The organism is Limnohabitans sp. DCL3, from assembly GCF_048019295.1.
Lineage (GTDB): Bacteria > Pseudomonadota > Gammaproteobacteria > Burkholderiales > Burkholderiaceae_C > Limnohabitans_A.
Genome location: NZ_CP171842.1, coordinates 2,590,725 through 2,612,841 on the forward strand (window position 1 = coordinate 2,590,725; position 22,117 = coordinate 2,612,841).

Consider the following 22,117-nt stretch of genomic DNA (forward strand, 5'->3'; position numbering starts at 1 on the left):
CAGATTTACATCACTGGGTCAATTTAAACACGCCACGACCTCGGCGAGTCAGTAGAAACCCTTAAGATCGACCCATGGGCGCACAGGGCGTTTTTGGGGAAATTCATGCAAGTCAAAACAAGGTTGATGCTGGGCGGTCTGGCGACTCTGATCGGTTTACTGGCGGTGTCGGTGACCGCGCTGTTCTTAGAAAAGTCCAGCATGATGGACGATCGAAAAACCAAGACACGCCACTTGGTGGAGGCAGCGCACACGGTGTTGGTCCACTTTCATGAAAAGGAAAAATCGGGTGCTCTGACCGAACAGGAGGCCAAGGCGGCAGCCATATCGGCCATCCACGCCATGCGCTATGAGAAAAAAGAGTATTTTTGGCTCAACGACCTGACAACACCCATCCCCAAAATGATCATGCACCCCACGGTGCCTGCGCTCAACGACAAAATCTTGGATGGCGCCAACTTCAATTGCGCCACCACGCTCCAATCGGGGGCGGATGGCCCAATAGAGCGGACCGATGGGCGGAAAAACCTGTTTGTGGCCTTCAATGAAGTGGTGCAAAAATCAGGGCACGGTTTTGTGACTTACAACTGGCCCAAACCCCAGTTAGGGGGAGGGACCACCGAAGCGTTGTTCGAAAAACTTTCATACGTCAAAAAATTTGAGCCTTGGGACTGGGTGATTGGCTCGGGCATCTACGTGGACGATGTCGACAGCAAATTTTGGCAAATGGCCCAGCAGTTTGGTGCCATGGTCTTGCTGGTGATGCTCATCGTCGCCGCCATCATCCGCTGGCAAGTGCTGAGCATCACGCGCCCCCTGAACGAATTGCGGGCCATGGTGGTGTCGATCGAGCGCTCATCTGACTTCTCACGTCGACTGGCCGTTGAGAGCCAAGATGAGGTCGGGCAAACCGCCGCGGCGTTCAACCAACTGATGTCGGCACAGCAATTGGCGATCGCTGAAGTCAATGGCGTGGTTGAAGCCATCGCAGCGGGGGACTTCCACAAGCGCGTGATGGCCGACCTCAAAGGCGATTTGGGCATCATGAAAGCGGCCGTCAACGCCAGTGCCCAAAGTGTCGACGCCACCATGCAAGCCTTGCATGAAGTGATGCAGGCCTTGTCCAACGGCAACTTCAGCAAACGCATGTCCAGTGATGTGCAAGGCGAGTTGCGCACGGTGGTGGACAACGCCATGCTGGCGATGGAGACGCTGCTGAACGATGTGGGTACGGTCATGAACGGCGTGGCGCAAGGCGATTTACGCGGTCGGATTCAAGCCCAGGGCCGTGGTGATCTGGCCACCTTGAAGGACAACATCAACCACTCGCTTCAAGCGTTGGGCCACAGCATGGTGGCCATCAACAGCAACACCCGCCAAGTTGCGGCTGCGGCGAACCAAACCAGCCAGGCCATCAACCAAATCAGCGATGGCGCACAAAATCAGATGCACGCCATCGGTCAACTGGCCAACGCGGTGCGTGAAACCGCAGTCTCGGTCACCGACGTGTCGCGCAACACCGAAACCGCCAGTGCCCGCTCACAAGAGTCGATGGCCATTGTGCGGGCTGGCAAAGACAAAATGTCGCTCATGGTCGAGGTGGTCAACGGCATTGCCGCCAACTCCGAGAAAATCAACAAAATTACTGATGTAATTGAAAAAATCGCTAACAAAACCAACCTCCTGTCCTTGAATGCGGCCATCGAGGCGGCGCGGGCCGGAGAGCATGGCAAAGGTTTCTCTGTGGTGGCTGAAGAGGTGGGCAAGCTGGCCTCCAGCAGCGCCGAGAGCACCCAGGAGATTTCGCAACTGGTGCAAGAAGCCGTGGCACAAGCCCGTCACGCTGTGGCTACGGTGCAAGAAGTCAGCCGCGATATGGAACGCATTGAATCCGGGGCCCACGAAGCCAACGGCATGATGCAACGCATTTCTGCCGCCCTTGAACAACAAAGTACGGCGGTTCAAGAGATCAACGCGAACGTGGCCAATCTGAACAAGATCGCCGAGTCGAATGCGGCGGCCAGTGAAGAAATTGCGGCCACGGTGATCGAATTGTCCAAGATCGCAGACGGCACGCGCCAAGAAGTGGACAAGTTCCAAGTCTGACCGCTGGGCCGGGGTTCAGTCCATGCAGCGCTGAGCAGGCAGCCGCTCAGGTGTCCTTGCTGATTTTGATGCTGGGAAACTTGCTGGAAAAATCCTTGGCCTTGGCCGCGATCTTGACCGCCACTTGACGGGCCACCGCCTTGTAGATCTGGGCCACCTCGCCGTCGGGGTCATACACCACGGTGGGTTTGCCGCTGTCGGCTTGCAGACGGATTTGCATGTCCAGGGGCAAAGCGCCCAAGTAGTCCATGCCGTATTCGGCCGCCATTTTTTTGCCGCCATCGGCACCGAAAATATGCTCCACATGGCCACAGTTCGTGCACACGTGAACGGCCATGTTTTCCACCAGGCCCAGAATCGGCACCCCGACTTTTTCGAACATTTTCACGCCTTTTTTGGCGTCCAGCAGGGCGATGTCTTGTGGGGTGGTCACGATCACCGCACCTGTCATGGGCACACGCTGGCTGAGCGTCAACTGGATGTCGCCCGTGCCAGGCGGCATGTCCACGATCAAATAATCCAACTCTTTCCAGTTGGTCTGGCGCAGCAATTGCTCCAGGGCCTGGGTGGCCATGGGGCCGCGCCAGATCATGGCCTCGTCTGCATTGACCAGAAAACCGATGGACATGACCTGCACGCCGTAGTTTTCCATTGGCTCCATGGTCTTGCCGTCTTCGCTCTCAGGCCGGCCTTCGATGCCCATCATCATCGGCTGACTGGGCCCGTAGATATCGGCGTCGAGCAAGCCCACTTTGGCGCCTTCTGCCGCCAGGGCCAGGGCCAAGTTCACGGCCGTGGTGCTCTTGCCCACGCCACCCTTGCCTGAAGCCACAGCCACAATGTTTTTGACCTGCGGCAACAAGGCCACACCGCGCTGGGCGGCATGCGCCGTGATCTTGCTGGTGACATTGGCCGACACATTGGCCACGCCTGCCACGCCCTTGGCCGCGGCAATCAAGGCCTGTCGCAGCGCCGGGATCTGGCTCTTGGCGGGGTAGCCCAGTTCCACGTCAAAAGAGACATCGCCCCCTTCAACTTGCAGGTTCTTCAGCGTTTTGGTGGAGATGAAATCTTTGCCCGTGTTCGGGTCAATCACGGCTTGCAGGGCCTGGAGGAGTTGTTCGGTGGTCGCCATGGTCGCTTTCTAGAATGGGGCGAAGTTTACCGACAAGCCGGCCCGCACACCCTAAAATCAGCGATTCCCCTACAAACTGCCCCACCATGTCTGCCCCCAACGCGCCCCGCCAGCTTTTTGTCACGACCGCTTTGCCGTATGCCAACGGCAATTTCCACATCGGCCACATCATGGAATACATCCAGGCCGACATCTGGGTGCGGTACCAACGCATGCAAGGCAGCCAAGTCAACTTTGTGGGCGCTGACGACACGCACGGCGCGCCGATCATGATTGCCGCCGAAAAGGCCGGCAAGACACCCCAGCAGTTCGTGGCCGACATCGCCGCAGGCCGTCAACCTTATCTGGACGGTTTTCACATCGCTTTTGACAACTGGCACAGCACCGATGCGCCCGAAAACCACGAATTGGCCCGGCAAATTTACCGTGACTTGCGTGATATCTCGGCGGCAGATGGCGGCTCGCTCATCGAAGTGCGCGCAGTTGAGCAGTTCTTTGACCCCCAAAAGAACATGTTCCTGCCCGACCGCTTCATCAAAGGCGAGTGCCCCAAGTGCCACGCCAAAGACCAATACGGGGACAACTGCGAGAGCTGCGGCGCGGTCTACGCCCCCACCGATCTGATCAACCCGTTCTCGGCCCTGTCCGGCGCCAAGCCCGAACTCAAAACCTCGGAGCACTTTTTCTTCAAACTCTCCGACCCACGCTGCGTCGACTTTTTGGGCCAATGGACCCAAGACGGCAAGCTGCAGCCCGAGGTGGCCAACAAGGTCAAAGAGTGGTTCAGCGTGCGCACCAACCCCGACGGCACGACCAGCGAAGGTTTGGGCGACTGGGACATCTCGCGCGACGCGCCCTACTTCGGCATCGAGATTCCAGATGCGCCAGGCAAGTACTTTTATGTGTGGCTGGACGCGCCTGTGGGTTACTTGGCGTCACTGAAAAACCTGTTGGAAAAACGCGGCGAAAGTTACGACGCTTACATGGCCAACCCGAAACTGGAGCAAGTCCACTTCATTGGCAAAGACATCGTCACCTTTCACACGCTGTTTTGGCCGGCCATGTTGCATTTTTCGGGCCGCAAAACACCCAACAGTGTGTTCGTGCACGGCTTCCTCACGGTGAACAATGGCGAAAAGATGAGCAAAAGTCGGGGCACGGGTCTGGACCCGCTCAAGTACCTGAGCCTGGGCATGAACCCCGAGTGGCTGCGCTACTACCTGGCCGCCAAACTCTCGGCCCGCAACGAAGACATCGACTTCAACGCCGAAGACTTCATGGCCCGTGTCAACAGCGACCTGATTGGCAAGTTTGTCAACATCGCCTCGCGCTCGGCCGGCTTCATCGCCAAACGCTTTGGCGGTCAATTGGGCAACGTGAGCGCCGATGGGCAGGCCTTGCTCAGCGCTCTGCAAAGCGCATCGCCCGTGGTCGCGGCCTGCTATGAGCAACGCGAGTACGCCAAGGCTTTGCGCGAGGTGATGCTGATGACCGACAAAGTCAACAGCTATGTGGACCAGAACAAACCTTGGGATTTGGCCAAACAAGAAGACCAGGGCGCGCGCTTGCACGACGTGTGCACCACCTGCATCGAAGCCTTCCGCTTGCTCAGCCTGCAACTCAAGCCCGTGCTGCCGGCTCTGGCTGCGCAAGTCGAGGCCTTTCTGAACGTGGCCCCCTTCACCTTTGCCCAAGCCCAACAATTGCTGGGTCCGGGACACACCATCAACGCCTACCAACACCTGATGCAACGCGTCACGCCTGAGCAACTCGACGCTTTGTTCGAGGCGCCTGCCGTGGTCGAAGAAAAAGTCATTCCTGGCGGCGAAGAAATCGCCCCGACGATCAACATCGATGACTTCGCCAAAGTGGACTTGCGCATTGCCCACATCGTGAACTGCGAACCCGTGGAAGGCTCGGTCAAGCTTTTGCGCCTGACGCTGGACGTGGGCGAAGGCCGCATGCGCAACGTGTTCTCAGGCATCGCCAGCATGTACAAACCCGAAGATCTGATCGGCCAATTCACCGTCATGGTGGCCAACCTGGCCCCACGCAAGATGAAGTTTGGCGTCTCCGAGGGCATGGTGCTGGCCGCCAGCCACGCCGATGACAAAACGGATGCGGGCATTTACGTGCTCCAGCCTTGGCCGGGCGCCAAGCCCGGCATGCGCATCCACTGAACCGCCTGCACACGAGAAGGCTGCACATGTTTCCCCTGATCCGTGGATGGACCGATGTGCAGCGAAGCCCTGCGACCAATCTGCGGCTGGGTTGGGTGCTCACCTTTGTGGCCGGGGCAACCAATGCAGGCGGGTTCTTGGCGGTAGGCAGTTACACCTCCCACATGACCGGCATTCTGTCTTCGGTGGCCGACGATCTCGTCTTGGGCAAGATCGCCTTGGCTTTGGCAGGTTTGGTGTGCCTCTTGGCCTTCATCTCCGGCGCCATGTGCACCGCGGTGCTGGTCAACTGGGGCTTGCGCCAGCAACTGCGCAGCAGCTACAGCTTGCCCCTCCTGCTCGAGTCGGGGGCCTTGCTGGTGTTCGGGCTGTTTGGGGCGGCGATTGCAGCTTGGTCGCAGCTGTTTGTGCCCGTCACCGTGGTCTTGCTGTGTTTCATCATGGGCCTGCAAAACGCGGTCATCACCAAAATCTCCAAATCCGAGATCCGCACCACCCACATCACCGGTTTGGTGACCGATTTGGGCATTGAATTGGGCAAACTGATCTACATCAACCGCGGTCACGCGAGGCTGCCTGTGCTGGCCAATCGCCAGCGCCTGCGGGTGCATGGCTCTTTGGTGATGGGGTTTTTGCTGGGTGGCCTTGTGGGGGCGTTGGGCTTCAAACATGGGGGCTACATCACCACCCTGCCCTTGGCTGCGTTGCTGTGGATTTTGTGTCTGCGCCCCTTGTTGACCGACTGGCGCGCCCGTGCCCGCGCCTCATGAACACCCCCACTTCCCATTTCCCGCGGATCACGAACACCCCATGAACTGGATGCAGGCCACCCATTTCTTTCGCCCCCGTTTGCTGGACAGCATGCAAGGCTATGACCGGCATCGCTGGGTCCAAGATGTCGGTGCGGGGATGACCGTGGGTGTCGTGGCGCTGCCTTTGGCCATGGCTTTTGCGATCGCTTCTGGCTTGAAACCCGAGGCGGGCCTGTTCACCGCCATCATTGCGGGTTTTTTGATCTCGGCACTGGGCGGCAGCCGGGTACAAATTGGCGGCCCGGCAGGCGCCTTCATCGTCATTGTTTACGGCATCGTGGAGCGCTACGGGCTGGCCAACTTGATCTTGGCCACCGCCATGTCCGGCGTGCTGCTGTTTTTCATGGGCTTGTTCAGGCTGGGCAATTTGATCCGCTTCATTCCCGTGTCGGTCGTGATTGGGTTCACCAATGGCATCGCGGTGTTGATCATGCTCTCGCAAATCAAGGACTTTTTGGGGTTGAAAATCGCCAGCATGCCTGCCGACTTTTTTGGCATTTTGCATGCGCTGTGGCACCACCTTCACAGTGCAAATTTGGCCGCTTTGCTGCTGGCGCTGGCCTCCTTGTCTTTGCTGATCGGTTGGCTGCGCATGAGCCGCCGCCTGGCCGACACGCGCTTGCAGGCCATCGGCGCGGTCCCTGGCTCCATCATCGCGCTGGTGTTTGCCACATTGGTCACTTGGCTCTTGTCTTTGCCGGTGGAGACCATTGGCTCCAAATTTGGAGGCATCCCTTCGGCCCTGCCCGCATTCGAATGGCCCGCTTTCGGCTGGGACAGCGCTCGGTTTTTGCTCATGCCCACCCTGACCCTGACGCTGTTGGGCGCCATTGAGTCTTTGCTCTGCGCCCGCATCGCAGACGGCATGACGGGCGACCGCCACAACCCCAACCAGGAATTGATGGCCCAAGGCATCGCCAACTTCGTCACGCCTTTTTTTGGCGGTATGCCCGCCACGGGCACCATTGCCCGCACCGTCACCAACATCAAAAGCGGCGGCACCACCCCAATTTCGGGCATGGTGCATGCACTGACGCTGCTGGCCGTGGTGCTGGTGGCAGCGCCTTTGGCGGCCCACATCCCATTGGCCGCGCTGGCGGCCATCTTGATGTTTGTGGCCTGGAACATGGGCGAGTGGCGTGAATTTTTGCTCTTGCGTCAGTACCGCATGCCTTACCGAGTCACCTTGCTGGCGGTTTTTTTCCTCACCGTGGTGTTTGACCTGACCGTGGCTGTCGAAGTCGGCCTGATGGCCGCCTGCCTGACCTTCATTTACCGCATCTCCAGCCTCAGCCGCTGCGAAAGCGTGGGTCAGCGAGACCACCCCATCTTGGCCGGCCATCAAGCCCACATTCAGGCTTGGCGCGTCTATGGCGCCTTGTTTTTCGGTGCCGTCAAATTGATTGAGGACATCGAAGACAAGATCAGCACGCCGGTGGTGGTGGTGGACCTCAAAAACGTGATTTACGTCGATTCGTCGGGTGCAGACGCCTTGATGAACCTGATTGATACTTGCCGCAAAAAAGAGGTGCGCTTGATCGTGTGCGGCTTGCAGCACCAACCACTGGACATCGCACGCCGCAGCGGACTGCTGCTGCACCTTGATGGACAACTGGAGGCCGATCTCCCGTCTGGGCTGCAAAAAGCGATCGGTCTGTTGGCCCCTCAAGGCCAGTAAAATCGAACACCCGCATGGGCCAAGTGGAAACGCCAGGCCTTGAATTTGCTCCTGAGCGCCCCCCCGAATGCCTGACAGAAAGACCTGCATGTCCATTTTCCGCCGCCCCGATTACACCTCTGATGCCACCCAATTCATTGAGCAACTCAAGGCTCAACGTCCTGAGTTGGAAGCGGAGCAACGCCAAGGTCGTGCCTTGCTGTGGGACAAACCCGTGAGCCGCGTGGAACAGCAAGCGTTCAAAGATGGCCGAGTGGCCCAAAAACCTTACGTCTACCAGACACAGGTCTCCTGAGCCCCGCGCTGTGCCCAACCGCCCAGTCCCCAAACCGCATGGCCTCTGAGGCACGCCCTTTGACCCCGCCCACCGAACTGATCGACCTGCTGCAAGATGCCACCGCGTCCATGCCGCAGGTGGTTGACCATGTGGCGGTGGCACGCCTCTACGGCGAGCCCTTGTTTTCCATGCCCACCGATCTGTACATCCCGCCGGATGCGCTGGAGGTGTTTTTGGAGGCTTTTGAGGGCCCCCTTGATTTGCTGCTGTATTTGATCCGAAAGCAAAATTTCAACATCCTCGACATCCCGATGGCCGGTGTCACACGCCAATATTTGGCTTATGTGGATGAAATTCGCCAGCGCAACCTTGAACTGGCAGCCGAATACCTGTTGATGGCCGCCATGCTGATCGAGATCAAGTCGCGCATGCTGCTGCCACCCAAAAAAGTGGCCGAGGGCGAAGAGGCCGAAGACCCTCGGGCCGAGTTGGTACGCCGCCTGCTGGAGTACGAGCAAATGAAACTCGCCTCCATGCAACTCAATGTGGTTCCCCAATATGGACGTGATTTTTTGCAGGCGCAGGTCTACATCGAACAAAGCCTGCAACCGCGTTTCCCGGACGTGAGCATGGACGAGCTGCAATCGGCTTGGCGGGATATTTTGAAACGGGCCAATTTGGTGCAGCACCACAAAATCAGCCGTGAAGAGCTGAGCGTGCGCGAACACATGACCATCGTGCTGAAACACTTGCAAGGCCGCAAGTTTGTGGAATTTGAAAACCTGTTTGATCCCACACTGGGCACGCCCGTTTTGGTGGTGACCTTCATCGCCTTGCTCGAGTTGGCCAAAGAAACCCTGATCGAGATCACCCAGGCCGAAGCCTTTGCCCCCATTTATGTACGGCTGGCCTTCACGCCGGTCTAAAGGTCGCGGATACGGTGCCAGAATCGGGCACCCACCCCAGCCCTGCTCGCTGCCATGAACACCTCTTCGACTGCAACGCCTTACGGCACATTGCCCCCCGCCTCACCGGTGGGGGTGCGCAAACCCATCAGCCTGCCACGCCTGAACGAGCTGCGTGAGCGGGGTGAAAAAATCGCCATGCTCACGGCCTACGATGCCACCTTTGCCGCCGTGGCCGACGCCGCTGGCGTCGAGTGCATTTTGGTGGGTGACTCGCTGGGCATGGTCTGCCAGGGCTTACCCAGCACCGTGGGGGTGAGCCTGGAGACCATGCGCTACCACACGGAAAGCGTGGCCCGTGGCGTGCAACGCGTTCAGGGCACCGCTTGGATCATTGGCGACCTGCCGTTTGGCACTTACCAAGAATCGCGCGAACAAGCCCTGCGCAGCGCCGCTGTCCTGATGCAGGCCGGGGCCCACATGGTCAAACTCGAAGGCGGCGGTTGGACCACCGAGACAGTGCGCTTTTTGGTCGAGCGCGGCATCCCGGTCTGTGCCCACCTGGGTTTGACCCCACAAACTGTGCACGCCCTGGGTGGCTACAGGGTTCAAGGCCGTGGCGACTCGGCTGCCAAACTGCGCCAGGACGCACTGGACCTGCAAGAAGCAGGTGCCACCATGCTGGTGCTGGAGATGGTGCCCGCGAGCCTGTCAACCGAATTGACCCTGGCGCTGCCGCGCTGCCACACCATTGGCATTGGCGCAGGCCAGGGCACAGCGGGCCAAGTCTTGGTCATGCACGACATGCTGGGCATCAACCTGGGCAAAAACCCTAAATTCGTACGCAACTTCATGACAGACCAAAGCAGTGTGTTGGACGCCATGAGCGCATATGTTCGCGCCGTCAAGAACGGCAGTTTTCCCGACAACGCCTTACACGCTTGGTAAGGCCACCGACCTCGAGCCCCCCCCAAAGACTTCAGCCATGATCATTGCCCGCTCTATTCACGAACTGCGTCAGGCACTGAGCGCAGCCCAGCGCCCGGCCTTTGTGCCCACCATGGGCAACCTGCATGCAGGCCACATCAAGCTGGTCGAGCTGGCCAAGCCCCAGGGCGACTGCACCGTGGTCAGCATCTTTGTGAATCGCCTGCAATTTCTGCCGCACGAGGACTTTGACAGCTATCCCCGCACCTGGGAGGCTGACTGCGCCCAGCTCAAAAGCGCGGGTTGCGACGTGGTGTTTGCACCGCGCGAGACCGACCTCTACCCCGAAGTCCAGACCGTGAAGGTGCACGCCGACCCGGCGTTGGCCAGCATCCTCGAGGGCGAATTTCGCCCCGGTTTTTTCACGGGCGTGTCCACCGTGGTCATGAAACTGTTCATGAGCGTGTTTGCAGGCAAGACCGAGGGCGTGGCTGTGTTCGGCAAAAAAGACTACCAGCAACTCATGGTGATCCGCCAGATGGTGCGCCAGTTCGCCCTGCCCATCACCGTCGTGGGCGTGGACACCTGCCGCGCCGAAGACGGTCTGGCGCTGAGTTCACGCAACGGCTACTTGAGTCGGAGCGAGCGCGCCCAAGCCTTGCAACTGCCCTTGGCGCTGCAGGCGCTGGGCCGTGCCGCTCTGGCTGCGGCCGATGGCTTGGCCAGTCAACTGCCCACACTCGAAGCCCAAGCCATGGCGGCTTTGAGCCATGACGGCTGGCAACCCGACTACCTCACCGTGCGTCGTCGTCACGACCTGCAGGCCCCACAAGCGGGTGATGCATTGGTGGTGCTCGGTGCAGCGAAGCTCGGCGCCACCCGTCTGATCGACAACTTCGAGATTTGATCCTGCCAGTCGCGCCAAGCCGATGGCATCCAAGGCTTAAACCGCCTCGCCCCGAGGTCCGCGCCCCATCAACACCTGCAGGGCTTGTGCCGCTTGGAGCTCGCCATCGAGCAGGGCCACCACCGCTTCGGTGATGGGCATGTCGACCTCCAGTTGGCGGGCACGTTGCAGCAAAGTGCGAGCGCTGTACACCCCCTCGGCCACATGGCCAAGCGATGTCACCGCCTGCTCCAGGCTCAGGCCCTGCGCCATGAGCAGACCCACTTTGCGGTTGCGGCTCAAGTCGCCTGTGGCCGTCAGCACCAAATCGCCCAAGCCCGACAGGCCCATGAACGTCTCGGGCTTGGCACCCAGCGCCACGCCCAGACGGGTCATTTCGGCCAAACCCCGGGTGATCAGGGCTGCGCGAGCGTTCAAGCCCAAATTCAGCCCATCGCACAAACCTGTGGCGATGGCCAGCACATTCTTGACCGCACCACCCACTTCAACACCCACCATGTCTTCGTTGGCATAAATGCGCAACGCCGCGCCATGAAAGGCCTGAACCAGTGCGTCGCGCACCGAAGCATGGGGACTGGCGGCGACCAAAGCAGTGGGCTGGGAACGCGCCACTTCTTGCGCGAAGCTGGGGCCATTGAGCGCCCCTGCGCGCAACTGTGGCGCCACCAAGGTCTGCACTTCGTGGGGCATGAGGCCGGTGTCGGCCTCAAAGCCCTTGCACAGCCAAGCCACCGACGCAGGCACCCCTCGCAGCGCCATCAAAACGCTGCGCAGGCCAGCCATGGGCGTCGCGATGACGAAGAGGTCTTCAGCTTGGGCGCTCTGAAGCCATGGGTCCAAAGGGCCGGAGAGGATGTTCAACGCTGGCGGCAAATCGATGCCGGACAAATAGCGCTCATTGCGACGCTCTTGTTGCATGCGCTGCGCCTGTGCAGCATCACGCACATGCAAATTCACCCGGTGGCTGGACGCTTGACGGGCAGCAGCAATGGCCAGCGCTGTGCCCCAGGCACCGGCACCGATGATGGTGATTTGCATGCCTGGCGCGTGTCGCTGTTACTGCTGCGGGGCCGCGGCCTGTTGCGCTTGCTGCTGCTCGTACATCGCTTGGAAGTTGATCTCGGCCAAGTGCACAGGTGGGAAGCCGCCACGGGTGATCAGGTCGGCCACACTGGCACGCAGGTAGGGGTACACAATTTGGGGGCAGGCGATGCCCATGACCGGACCCATTTGGTCTTCTGGCAGATTGCGAATTTCAAAAATACCGCCTTGCTTGCACTCGGCCAAGAACACGGTTTTGTCGCCAATTTTGGTGTGCACAGTCGCGGTCACACAGACCTCAAACACGCCTTCAGCGGCGGGCGTCGCCTCCACACCCAACTGGATGTCGACACTCGGTTGTTGTTGCTCAATCAAAATGGCTGGCGAGTTGGGCTGCTCGAGCGAGGCCTCTTTCAGGTAAATGCGCTGGATTTGGAAAACTGGGGCCAAGGCTTCGGTGTTGACGGCGTTATCGGTCATGGATTTCTTTTCAAAAAATAAGGGCCTCGCCCACTCAGGAGTGCCCAAGGTTAAAACGGAGGGATTATCGGCGATCCATCGGACAGTGGGGTCAGGCCGATTGCAGCAAAGGCAATAAACCACCCTGGGCGTCCAAGGCCATCAAATCGTCGCAGCCCCCCACATGGGTGTCACCCACATAAATTTGTGGCACTGTGCGTCGCCCTGTGGTTTGCATCATGTGGTCGCGCTGAACAGGGTCCAAGTCAATGCGGATTTCCTCAATGTGCTCAACCCCTTTGGACTTGAGCAATTGTTTGGCCCGCACGCAATAAGGGCAGACGGCGGTGGTGTACATCTTGACGGTTTGCATCTTTGTTCCTGAGGTATCAAGCTTTTTCAACGGGCATGCTGGCGGCTTGCCAAGCCTTCAGTCCTCCGGCGAGCGACTGCACGTTTTCAAACCCCAATTTGCGGGCAGCAGCAGCAGCGCGGGCCGACCGGGCACCCACTTGGCAAACCATGATCACATGGGAAGCTTTGTTTTTGACCAGTTGGGCCAACTTTTCTTCGAGTTGACCCAAAGGCAGGTTTTTGGCACCGATCACATGGCCACGCGCGAATTCTTCGGGCTCGCAAACGTCAATGACGATGGCTTTTTCACGGTTCATCAACTGCACCATGTCTTGTGGATTCAAGCCCGTGCCTGTATTCAACACAGGAAAAAGCAAAGCGGCCCCAGAGGCCAAAGCCACGGTGATGAGCATCCAGTTGTCGAGGAGAAATTTCACGAATCAGACCTTTAAAGGCAAAAAAACAAGGGCCTGGTGAAAGGCCGGGAACTGTGGATTCTAAAATGATGCCCTTATCCCCTGTTTTCATGACCCTCAGCGTCACCTCTGCCCATGTACAAACTTGTTCTTATTCGCCACGGCGAATCCACCTGGAACCTTGAAAACCGCTTCACCGGATGGACCGATGTGGACCTGACGCCAGCGGGCGTGAGCCAAGCCATGTCCGCAGGTCAACTGCTCAAGGCGGAGGGCTGGGATTTCGACATTTGCTACACCTCGGTGCTCAAGCGGGCCATCCGCACCCTCTGGCTCACTTTGGACGAAATGGACCGCACCTGGCTGCCCGTGGTGAAGGATTACCGCTTGAATGAGCGCCACTACGGCGCGCTGCAAGGTCTGAACAAGGCCGACATGGCCAAAAAATTCGGCGATGAGCAGGTCTTGGTGTGGCGCCGCAGCTACGACACACCGCCACCCGCCCTGGAAACCAGCGACCCCCGTTGTGAGCGCAGCGATCGCCGCTACCCAGATCCCCATGCCGTGCCACTGACAGAATGTTTGAAAGACACCGTCGCTCGGGTTCTTCCTGCTTGGAACGACAGCATCGCTCCCAGCATCCAGGCTGGCCAACGCGTGCTGCTTGCAGCGCACGGAAACTCCATCCGAGCGCTGATCAAATACCTGGACAACATCTCCGATGCCGACATCGTGAACCTGAACATTCCCAACGGCATTCCGTTGGTCTATGAACTGGACGAAAACCTCCAACCCATCCGGCGCTATTACTTGGGCGATGCAGAGGCCGCCGCCAAAGCGGCAGCCGCAGTGGCCAGCCAAGGCAAGGCCTGATACCCCTTGGCAGTGCATTGGCCTGCCCCTCGGGTGTATATTGACCAAATTCTGACTCGATAGACTCAAGCACATGGGACAAAAAATCAAGATCGCGGGCTGGCTCAGCGTTGGCGCATTGGCCGGCGCACTGACCACGGTGTCGCTGCAGACTGTGGCCCGCGGCAACCTGGCCCCACTGCCCCTGGAAGAGTTGCAGCAGTTGGCCGCCGTTTTTGGCATGGTCAAAAGTGATTACGTGGAGCCGGTGGACGAGAAAAAGCTCATCTCTGAAGCCATCTCCGGGATGGTGGCCAGCTTGGACCCCCACTCCCAGTATTTCGACAAAAAAAGCTTCAAAGAGTTTTCTGAGGGCACCTCGGGCAAGTTTGTAGGGGTTGGCATTGAAATCAGCCAAGAAGACGGCCTGGTCAAAGTGGTCTCGCCCATCGAGGGCTCGCCCGCAGATCGTGCGGGCCTCAAACCGAACGACCTGATCACCAAGATCGATGACACCGCGGTCAAAGGCCTGAGCCTGAACGAAGCGGTCAAACGCATGCGGGGCGAACCCAAAACCAAGGTGCTGCTGACCATCTTCCGCAAATCTGAGAACCGCACGTTTCCCGTCACCATCATCCGGGAAGAGATCAAGACCCAATCGGTCAAATCCAAAATCATCGAGCCGGGTTATGGGTGGATTCGTGTCTCCCAATTCCAAGAACGCACTGTGGACGACTTCGCCCGCAAGATCGAGGAGATGTACAAACAAGAGCCTCAACTCAAAGGTCTGGTGCTCGATTTGCGCAACGACCCAGGCGGGCTGCTCGATGCAGCAGTGGCTTTGTCTGCGGCCTTTTTGCCGGAAAACGTCACGGTGGTCACCACCAATGGACAGCTCGAAGAAAGCAAATTCACCTACAAAGCCACGCCCCAGTTCTGGCGTCGCAACAGCAGCAACGACCCCATCACCCGCATGACAGCAGCCACGGGGGGTGCGCTGAAAAAAGTGCCCTTGGTGGTGCTGGTGAACGAAGGCTCGGCCTCGGCCAGTGAAATCGTGGCCGGCGCACTGCAAGACTACAAACGCGGCACCCTGATGGGCAGCCAGACTTTTGGCAAGGGTTCGGTGCAAACCGTGCGCCAATTGGGGCCTGACACGGCCCTCAAGATCACCACCGCTCGTTACTACACCCCGAGTGGTCGTGCCATCCAAGCCAAAGGCATCGTGCCTGAAGTGATGCTCGACGAAACGGAAAATGGCAACGTTTTCTCTGCCCTGCGGACCCGCGAGGCCGATCTGGAAAAGCATTTGAGCAACGGCAAAGAAGCGGAGGAGAAGAAAGACCCCGCCCGCGAAAAAGCTCGCGAAGAAGCCATCAAAAAATTGGAAGAAGAGTCCAAAAAGCCCGCAGCTGAACGCCGTTTGCCCGAATTTGGCTCGGACAAAGACTTCCAGTTGGCACAAGCCATTCGCCAGCTCAAGGGTCTACCCGTCAAGGCCAGCAGCACGCTGGCCGAGCGCAAGGCAGAGAAAAAAGACGACTGAGCGCCATGGGTGACGCGCATGGATGACACGCAGCTGCTGCGCTACTCGCGGCATATCCTGCTCAACGAATTGGGCATCGACGGGCAGGAAAAGCTCCTGGCCTCGCATGCCTTGATCATCGGTGCAGGCGGTCTGGGTTCTCCGGTCTGCCTGTATCTGGGCAGTGCAGGCGTGGGCCATATCACCGTGGTCGACCACGATGAGGTGGACGCCACCAACTTGCAGCGCCAAATTGCCCACACCCTGGACCGGGTGGGTCAGCACAAAGCCGAATCGGTGCGCACCGCCATCGCCCAGATCAACCCCGATGTGCGTGTCACGCCCATCACGCAACGCGCCGATGCGGCCCTGCTGGACACCTTGGTCGCACAAGCCGATGTGGTGATCGACTGCTGCGACAACTTTGAAACCCGCCAAGCCGTGAACAAAGCCTGCGTGGTGCACCACAAGCCCTTGGTCTCGGGCGCGGCCATCCGCATGGACGGCCAGGTCTCGGTGTTTGACAGCACACAAGCCGATGCGCCTTGCTACGCCTGCATCTTTCCGCCTGAGCAGCTGCCCGAAGAAACCCGTTGCGCCACCATGGGGGTGTTCGCACCGCTGGTGGGCATCATCGGCACGGTGCAAGCGGCTGAAGCCCTCAAGATCCTGAGCGGCATGGGCAGCCACATGGCCGGGCGTTTGCTCATGCTCGACGGACGCGAGCTGTCTTGGACCGACATCCGCATGCAGCGCAACACGGATTGCCCGGTGTGCGCGGCCCACCGCCCAACTTGACCGATCCGATCAAGGGATCATTCGGCCGCATGGGCAGCCTCCCCCTCAGGCAAACAGCTGCGGCACCACACCCTGATGAGGAAGCACCTCTGCTCGTGAGTGCCTGCACGTTAACGGCCATGGCATATGCCGTGGAATTTTCTAAAAATGGGCGGTGACATGGCGGCTTCGGACACGGCAAACACCCCCATTTTTTGTTTTTGCGCCTGCCGTTGCAAAAGTGCATAGGGTCCTTGGCCTGTGCGAAAACGGTAGGCCCATGCCCTGCCAGAGCGCACCATTTCGGCCCCCAAATCGACGCCATTCAGGGTCAAGCGCCCGATTTGCCGACCGTACACATCCTGTCCCAAATCCACGACCTGCACGGATTTGCGCAACACCATTCGCATCAATTCATCACGGGACTCTGCGCCCCCAGGTTGACAGGTTTCAGGTGCATCAATGCCATCGATGCGCAACTTGATGGGCGCATGTTGGCCTTCTCTCACCAAAAGCACCGTGTCGCCATCCATGACCCAGCTGACCCAACCCGTCCAGATCTCGGCAGCTTGCGAGGCCACGGACCCCAAGGTCAGGACCCACACGCACAAAGTTTGAAAAATAGTCAGGTGCATCAACGTCACAGTGGTGGAGATGACGCCATTGTCAGGGCAAGCTCAATTTTTTCATGCCCCCGATGCCTCATCAAGCTGAGTGCACCACAGACGGCTAAGATCAGCCATGGCTGATAGACAACGTTTTCTCACTTTTCGGCAATGGCCCCGCCTGACAGCGGCTCTGGCCCGCACCGAGGTGCTGGCCGGTCTGACAGTGGCACTGGTCATGATTCCGCAAGCGGTGGCCTACGCGGGCCTGGCTGGGATGCCCTTGATCACCGGGCTTTACACCTGCCTGATCCCGGCTTTGTTGGCCGTGCTCTTTGGCAGCGCCAACCGCTTGTCGGTGGGTCCTGCTGCGCTCACATGCGTGCTGATTGGCGCCTCGCTCACAGGCATGGCCGAACCGGGCTCGCCCGAATGGGTGGCGCTGGCAGTGTGGTTGTCGCTGCTGTCGGGGGCCATCCAGTTGCTGCTGGGCTTGGGGCATTACGGCTGGCTCATCAATCTGGTCAGCGCACCGGTCATGACCGGGTTCACGCAGGCCGCGTCTTTGCTCATCATGGCCTCGCAAGTGCCCGGCTTGCTGGGTGTCAAGGCCTGGAGCTGGGACGTGCAAACCTGGCCTGCTTGGCTGAGCAGTTGGCCCGCGTTGTATGGTTTGGGCAGCTTGGCCGTGCTTTTGCTGCTGCGGCGTTTCAAGCCGCGCTGGCCCGGCATCATGATCGTCATGGGCCTGACCTCAGCCATCGCGTATGCCACCGACTACCAGGCGCATGGCGCCGTTGTCGGCCTGCTGCCCTCGGGTCTGCCCGACTTTTATTGGCCCGTGTGGCCGGGCATGGACATGCTCAACCAGCTCTGGGTGCCTGCCATGGTGATCGCGCTGGTCAGCTTTTTAGAAACGGCGTCGAGCGCCCGCATCGAATGCCGCCGCGACGGCAAACGCTGGGACGACAGCAACGAACTCTTCAGCCAAGGCTTGGCCAAAATCGCCTCGGCTTTTTCGGGCAGCTTTCCCACCAGCACCTCATTCTCGCGCTCAGCGCTCATGTTGTATGCGGGCGCCCGCTCGGGCTGGGCGGTGGTGGCCTCGGTGGGCTTTGTGCTGCTGGCTTTGCTCATCCTGATGCCTGCGCTTCAATACGTGCCGCGCTCGGTCATGTCGGCGGCCGTGATCGTGGCCGTGCTCAATTTGTTCCAGCCCCGCCAATTTTTGAGCCTCTGGCGCGTGGGCCGTGTCGAAACGATGACGGCAGGCATCACCTTTGCCATGACCTTGTTGACCGCGCCGCGCATCTATTGGGGCGTGATGACCGGGGTTCTGGTGGGCCTGAGCCACTTTTTGCACACCCGACTGCACCCGCGCATCATCGAAGTGGGTTTGCACCCGGACGGCAGTTTGCGCGACCGGCATCTTTGGAAACTGCCACCCTTGGCCCCCCAGCTGTACGCGCTGCGCATGGACGCCGAACTGGACTTTGCTGCAGCCAGCGAGTTTGACCGGGCCATCACCGACCACTTGGCGAGCCACCCCGATGTGTTGCATGTTTGCCTGTTCGCCCAGCCCATCAACCGCATTGACGTGACGGGGGTGGAGACTTTTGGCCAGCTGCAGCGCCAACTGACCGGTCGGGGCATCACGCTGCACATCAGCGGCATCAAGCTGCCGGTAGAAACCACACTGCGCCGAGCAGGTGAGCTGGCAGAAGGCCCTCACCTGCAGCTCTACCGCACCGACGCCGAAACGCTCAAGGCGCTGAAAAACCTCGACCCGCACCCTGCAGAGGCGGCCGCGCCCGCCGTTTGAGCCCAGCCCGGGGCAGCAGGGTTTCAGGCCAGCGCCTTCTCAAATTCCGACAAGCGCTTGTAGATGGAACGCAGCTCGGTGATGTCCGTCCAGCGCTCAATCAGGTATGAAAACGCGTCATTGACTTTGCCGAAGGCGTTGCTCACCTGCTGGATCACGCCCAAGGTGATCAAACCCGTGAACAACGATGGACCCATGAGCAGATAGGGGAAGATCACCATCGTCTGGCTGTAAAAATTGCTCCACAAATGGAAGTAAGCGTAGTGGTTGAACAAGCGGAAATTGTTCAAGCGAACGCCCGTGAACAAACCCATCACCGTGGGCAAATCCATCCGTGCGCGATCGTCCTCGGCATAGACCAAATCCTTGCGCAGCGCCGCTTCGGTGCGTTGGTTGTTGTACTCCAAGCCCGGCAAGCGAATGCCCACAAACCAAGACAGCACCGTGCCCCCCACCGCCGTGACCAGGGCCACCCAAAACAGCGAGCCCTCAAACTGCAGCCATGCGATGGCCATGCCCTTGGAGAGCAACCACAAAATCGGGATGAAAGACACCAGCGTGAGCACCGCACGCACCAGACCCAGTCCCAAGTTTTCGGTCTGACGGGCAAATCGCATGCAGTCTTCCTGAATGCGCTGCGATGCGCCCTCCACTGTCGTATGGGTGCGCTGCCAGCGCGGCAGGTACACCTCGGTCAGAGCTTGACGCCAGCGAAAAGCGTAATGCGAGGCCAGATAGGTCTCCAAACTGCGCAACAGCATGTAGGGAAATGCGATCCAGGCAAACTGCACCATGAAGCCCCAGAACTTTTCCACCCCCCCAGCCTGCTCTGGCTTTTGCAGCAGGTCATAAAACTCGCCATACCAAGTGTTGAGTTTCACGGTCTGTTGCACCGTGATGTACACCATCGCCACCAAGAGCAGCAAACCACCCCAAGCCCAGAAAGCCCAACGGCGAGAAAGAAAGAAACTTCGGAACATGGCTTCAAGCCTGTTTGGGGTTGACGTCGTCCACCGTCACGGTGTCAAAGTCGGCGGGCAGAACCACCTCGAGCAACTCCAGATCCTCGCTGTGGCCGAGTTCGCGGTGGCGAATTTCGGGCGGCTGGTGCACACACGAGCCGGCCTCCAGCCGCACCACGCCCTGGCCCTCATACTCAAATTCAATCCAGCCCTTGAGCACATAGACCAGCTGAAACTCGGTATGGTGCAAATGCGGTTGACTGGAAAATTCATGCCCCGCAGCAGCGCGAATCACACTGGCCGTGACACGCCCTTGCGTGGCCGCCTTTAGCCCCAAATCACGGTACTCAAAAAACGAGCGCAGACCACGCTCGAACTGCGCATCTTTGGCGTGCGTCACCACAAAACCTTGCGTTGTCATCGGCATCTCCTGGGTCACTCAAATTATTTGCACACAGCCACGCATCCTAAGGCGAGTCACGAGGAGCGGCTGTCACCCTGAAAATCACCATTGGATCAACATCGGCAAGGGCTTGCGTCTTCTAGCCAACTCCGTCCATCAATCCTCGCAAATTCAACACTTCGAGCCAGCCGCGACCCAGTTTCAAAACGCCATCGCCTTCGAGCACTTTAAGAGCAATCGAAGCCTTCGGACGGCTGATGCCGCAGCTGGCAGCTATCTGTTCATGTGTTGCGACGACGACGGTACGCCCGTCGGATCGGCTGGGCAAATCAGCTGTCATGCGCGCCAAGCCAGCACAAAGGCGGGTTTGCACGCCTCTTGCAGCCCAACTGCGCTCACGTGCTTGCACCTCACGCAGGCGCTGACCGAGAAAACGCACCAGCATCAGCAGCAAACCCTGATTATTCAGCAGACAAGTTTCAATGTCTTTCAGCGGCAGCCATTGAATGGTGCTGGGCTCTCCGACCACCAAGTCACTCCCGCTGGGCAGTTGGTTGAACAAGTAAGAAAGAAAAGCCATTTCACCCGCGCGAAATGAGATGGGAACGATTTGCCCGCCTTGGACACCCGGCACATGCACAACAGCATCGAGGCGACCGCTCATGACGAAAGGCAGTTGCGTCACGCGATCTCCTGCTTTGCACAAGCTCACCCCTGCAGCAAATCGGTGCAGCGGCCTGCTCTTGAAGGCCAGCGGTTGCGCAAGGGCGTCCGCAAACTTGCGGCCCAATTGACGGCTTTGCAAAAGTTCTGCCGTGAAGCGATCATTGGAATGCAGTTGATTAGGGGTCATCCCTGTATTGTTCCCGAAGATACTGAAGCGCGCTCCAGCCCGGCACATGATCGTTTGATTCGCAAATGGCCTTCACCGCGAATATGCCCACATCCAACGCTGATTGCAGCTTCTTTAAAGGATCATCATGCTGAATCGTCGCCACTGCTTGACCTACATGGGATCCAGCGCTGTCGCAGGCCTCTCGCCCAGCCTCGCCTTTGCGCAAGGCAAACCATTGAAAATCCTTGTGGGTTACCCCGCCGGGGGGGCTGTGGATGTGGTGGCTCGCCAAGTCGGTGAGGAGCTTCGTGCCGCAGGCTACAACGCGATCATAGAAAACCGCACGGGTGCCGCTGGGCAACTGGCCACTGAGGCCATGCTGGCCGTACCCGCCGACGGCAGCACAATTGTGATGATGCCAGGGGGCAATGCGACGATCTTCCCGCATGTCTATCCAAAACTGCGTTATTCGATGAGTGATCTCGCACCGCTGGCAGGTGTTTGCTCTTTCCAGTTTGCTTTGGGTGTTGGGCCGGGCACACCCGCCAAAACACTCAAGGAATTTGTGGATTGGGCCAAGGCCAACCCTGGTAAGGCCAGCTACGGCACGCCGGGTGCTGGCACAGCCATGCACTTCATGGGTGTGATGTTTGGGCGCAAGGCTGGCATTGATTTTCAGCATGTGCCCTATCGCGGCGGTGCAGCCGCGATGACGGATGTGTTGGGTGGGACGATTCCCGCCCTCTCCACGACGCTGCCCAACCTGGTGACGCATCACAAGTCCGGCAAACTTCGCATTCTTGCCTTCAGCGGCGACAAGGCTTTGCCGGGTCTGCCGGGTGTGCTCACGTTCAAAGAGCAGGGCTACCCCGAATTGCAGCTGAACGAGGTGTTTGCATTTTTTGCATCGAGCAAAACACCGAAAGCGATCCAACTCGAACTGGAGGCCGCGATTGTTGCTGCGGCGCGCAGCCCACGCTTGGTTGCTGCCATTGAAAAGCTGGAGTTTGATTCTGACATCAGGTCTTCGGCTGATTTGGCGCGTCATCTCAAAGAGGATTTTGAACGCTGGGGCCCTGTCATCAAAGCCACGGGATACACCGCTGACAACTGATGCATACCATTCGCGAAACTGGGTG

Annotated in this window: 22 protein-coding genes; 13 read left to right on the forward strand and 9 right to left on the reverse strand. The window is 59.1% G+C overall.

The genetic code is table 11. From position 1 onward, the window contains the following. Positions 1 to 105: 105 nt before the first annotated feature. Entirely contained in the window at positions 106 to 2,106 is a 2,001-nt protein-coding gene (locus tag ACHEXK_RS11475) for a methyl-accepting chemotaxis protein (RefSeq protein ID WP_416546287.1), read from the forward strand. 46 nt (positions 2,107 to 2,152) lie between these two features. Here the strand turns inward: ACHEXK_RS11475 and apbC are convergent, their stop codons facing one another. After that, positions 2,153 to 3,241 carry an iron-sulfur cluster carrier protein ApbC gene (gene apbC / locus ACHEXK_RS11480; RefSeq protein WP_416546289.1) on the reverse strand — a complete coding sequence of 363 codons (1,089 nt, stop codon included), beginning with the start codon at positions 3,239 to 3,241 and terminating at the stop codon, positions 2,153 to 2,155. A gap of 86 nt (positions 3,242 to 3,327) precedes the next feature. On the opposite strand from apbC, the gene metG reads away from it, so the two are divergent. From metG to panC, 7 genes are all read left to right on the forward strand, one after another. Beyond that, a complete protein-coding gene (gene metG, locus ACHEXK_RS11485; RefSeq protein ID WP_416546291.1) occupies positions 3,328 to 5,421 on the forward strand; it encodes a methionine--tRNA ligase in 2,094 nt (697 codons plus the stop codon). A 26-nt stretch (positions 5,422 to 5,447) separates the two neighbouring features. Next, a complete protein-coding gene (locus ACHEXK_RS11490; protein ID WP_416546293.1) occupies positions 5,448 to 6,191 on the forward strand; it encodes a YoaK family protein in 744 nt (247 codons plus the stop codon). 40 nt (positions 6,192 to 6,231) lie between these two features. After that, a complete protein-coding gene (locus tag ACHEXK_RS11495) occupies positions 6,232 to 7,911 on the forward strand; it encodes a SulP family inorganic anion transporter (RefSeq protein WP_416546295.1) in 1,680 nt (559 codons plus the stop codon). Between the two features lie 88 nt (positions 7,912 to 7,999). After that, positions 8,000 to 8,206, forward strand: coding sequence for a DUF3460 family protein (locus ACHEXK_RS11500; protein ID WP_416546297.1), 207 nt, complete (start codon positions 8,000 to 8,002; stop codon positions 8,204 to 8,206). A gap of 110 nt (positions 8,207 to 8,316) precedes the next feature. Continuing rightward, positions 8,317 to 9,114, forward strand: coding sequence for a segregation and condensation protein A (locus tag ACHEXK_RS11505; RefSeq protein WP_416548935.1), 798 nt, complete (start codon positions 8,317 to 8,319; stop codon positions 9,112 to 9,114). Positions 9,115 to 9,168: 54 nt separating this feature from the next. Then, complete coding sequence (gene panB, locus ACHEXK_RS11510; protein ID WP_416546299.1) at positions 9,169 to 10,041, forward strand: 3-methyl-2-oxobutanoate hydroxymethyltransferase; 873 nt, start codon at positions 9,169 to 9,171, stop codon at positions 10,039 to 10,041. Between the two features lie 37 nt (positions 10,042 to 10,078). Continuing rightward, the gene (gene panC / locus ACHEXK_RS11515) at positions 10,079 to 10,927 is read left to right on the forward strand and encodes a pantoate--beta-alanine ligase (RefSeq protein WP_416546301.1); all 849 of its coding nucleotides are present in this window, start codon (positions 10,079 to 10,081) and stop codon (positions 10,925 to 10,927) included. A gap of 36 nt (positions 10,928 to 10,963) precedes the next feature. Here the strand turns inward: panC and ACHEXK_RS11520 are convergent, their stop codons facing one another. The 4 genes from ACHEXK_RS11520 to ACHEXK_RS11535 form a co-directional block, all read right to left on the reverse strand. Beyond that, on the reverse strand, positions 10,964 to 11,965 hold the full coding sequence (locus ACHEXK_RS11520) for an NAD(P)H-dependent glycerol-3-phosphate dehydrogenase (protein ID WP_416546303.1): 1,002 nt from the start codon (positions 11,963 to 11,965) through the stop codon (positions 10,964 to 10,966). Positions 11,966 to 11,983: 18 nt separating this feature from the next. After that, positions 11,984 to 12,448, reverse strand: coding sequence for a protein-export chaperone SecB (secB, locus tag ACHEXK_RS11525; protein ID WP_416546305.1), 465 nt, complete (start codon positions 12,446 to 12,448; stop codon positions 11,984 to 11,986). A 91-nt stretch (positions 12,449 to 12,539) separates the two neighbouring features. Continuing rightward, entirely contained in the window at positions 12,540 to 12,800 is a 261-nt protein-coding gene (gene grxC / locus ACHEXK_RS11530) for a glutaredoxin 3 (RefSeq protein ID WP_416546307.1), read from the reverse strand. Positions 12,801 to 12,816: 16 nt separating this feature from the next. Then, positions 12,817 to 13,218, reverse strand: a complete 402-nt coding sequence (locus ACHEXK_RS11535) for a rhodanese-like domain-containing protein (RefSeq protein ID WP_416546309.1) — start codon at positions 13,216 to 13,218, stop codon at positions 12,817 to 12,819. A 114-nt stretch (positions 13,219 to 13,332) separates the two neighbouring features. Between ACHEXK_RS11535 and gpmA the strand changes: the two genes are divergently transcribed. The 3 genes from gpmA to ACHEXK_RS11550 all read left to right on the forward strand — a co-directional run bounded on the left by gpmA (position 13,333) and on the right by ACHEXK_RS11550 (position 16,372). After that, on the forward strand, positions 13,333 to 14,070 hold the full coding sequence (gpmA, locus tag ACHEXK_RS11540; RefSeq protein ID WP_416546311.1) for a 2,3-diphosphoglycerate-dependent phosphoglycerate mutase: 738 nt from the start codon (positions 13,333 to 13,335) through the stop codon (positions 14,068 to 14,070). Between the two features lie 73 nt (positions 14,071 to 14,143). After that, complete coding sequence (locus ACHEXK_RS11545; RefSeq protein WP_416546312.1) at positions 14,144 to 15,595, forward strand: S41 family peptidase; 1,452 nt, start codon at positions 14,144 to 14,146, stop codon at positions 15,593 to 15,595. An 18-nt stretch (positions 15,596 to 15,613) separates the two neighbouring features. Next, positions 15,614 to 16,372, forward strand: a complete 759-nt coding sequence (locus ACHEXK_RS11550; protein ID WP_416546314.1) for a HesA/MoeB/ThiF family protein — start codon at positions 15,614 to 15,616, stop codon at positions 16,370 to 16,372. A 110-nt stretch (positions 16,373 to 16,482) separates the two neighbouring features. Here the strand turns inward: ACHEXK_RS11550 and ACHEXK_RS11555 are convergent, their stop codons facing one another. Next, on the reverse strand, positions 16,483 to 16,986 hold the full coding sequence (locus ACHEXK_RS11555) for a thermonuclease family protein (protein WP_416546316.1): 504 nt from the start codon (positions 16,984 to 16,986) through the stop codon (positions 16,483 to 16,485). A 106-nt stretch (positions 16,987 to 17,092) separates the two neighbouring features. On the opposite strand from ACHEXK_RS11555, the gene ACHEXK_RS11560 reads away from it, so the two are divergent. Next, entirely contained in the window at positions 17,093 to 18,778 is a 1,686-nt protein-coding gene (locus ACHEXK_RS11560; RefSeq protein ID WP_416546318.1) for a SulP family inorganic anion transporter, read from the forward strand. A gap of 23 nt (positions 18,779 to 18,801) precedes the next feature. Here the strand turns inward: ACHEXK_RS11560 and ACHEXK_RS11565 are convergent, their stop codons facing one another. From ACHEXK_RS11565 to ACHEXK_RS11575, 3 genes are all read right to left on the reverse strand, one after another. Then, a complete protein-coding gene (locus tag ACHEXK_RS11565; RefSeq protein ID WP_416546320.1) occupies positions 18,802 to 19,758 on the reverse strand; it encodes a putative transporter in 957 nt (318 codons plus the stop codon). Between the two features lie 4 nt (positions 19,759 to 19,762). Further along, entirely contained in the window at positions 19,763 to 20,161 is a 399-nt protein-coding gene (locus ACHEXK_RS11570; protein ID WP_416546322.1) for a cupin domain-containing protein, read from the reverse strand. Positions 20,162 to 20,282: 121 nt separating this feature from the next. Next, complete coding sequence (locus ACHEXK_RS11575; protein WP_416546324.1) at positions 20,283 to 21,044, reverse strand: Crp/Fnr family transcriptional regulator; 762 nt, start codon at positions 21,042 to 21,044, stop codon at positions 20,283 to 20,285. A 79-nt stretch (positions 21,045 to 21,123) separates the two neighbouring features. On the opposite strand from ACHEXK_RS11575, the gene ACHEXK_RS11580 reads away from it, so the two are divergent. Continuing rightward, positions 21,124 to 22,092: a Bug family tripartite tricarboxylate transporter substrate binding protein gene (locus tag ACHEXK_RS11580; RefSeq protein ID WP_416546326.1), complete on the forward strand. Its 969-nt coding sequence runs from the start codon at positions 21,124 to 21,126 to the stop codon at positions 22,090 to 22,092. Positions 22,093 to 22,117: the final 25 nt, after the last annotated feature.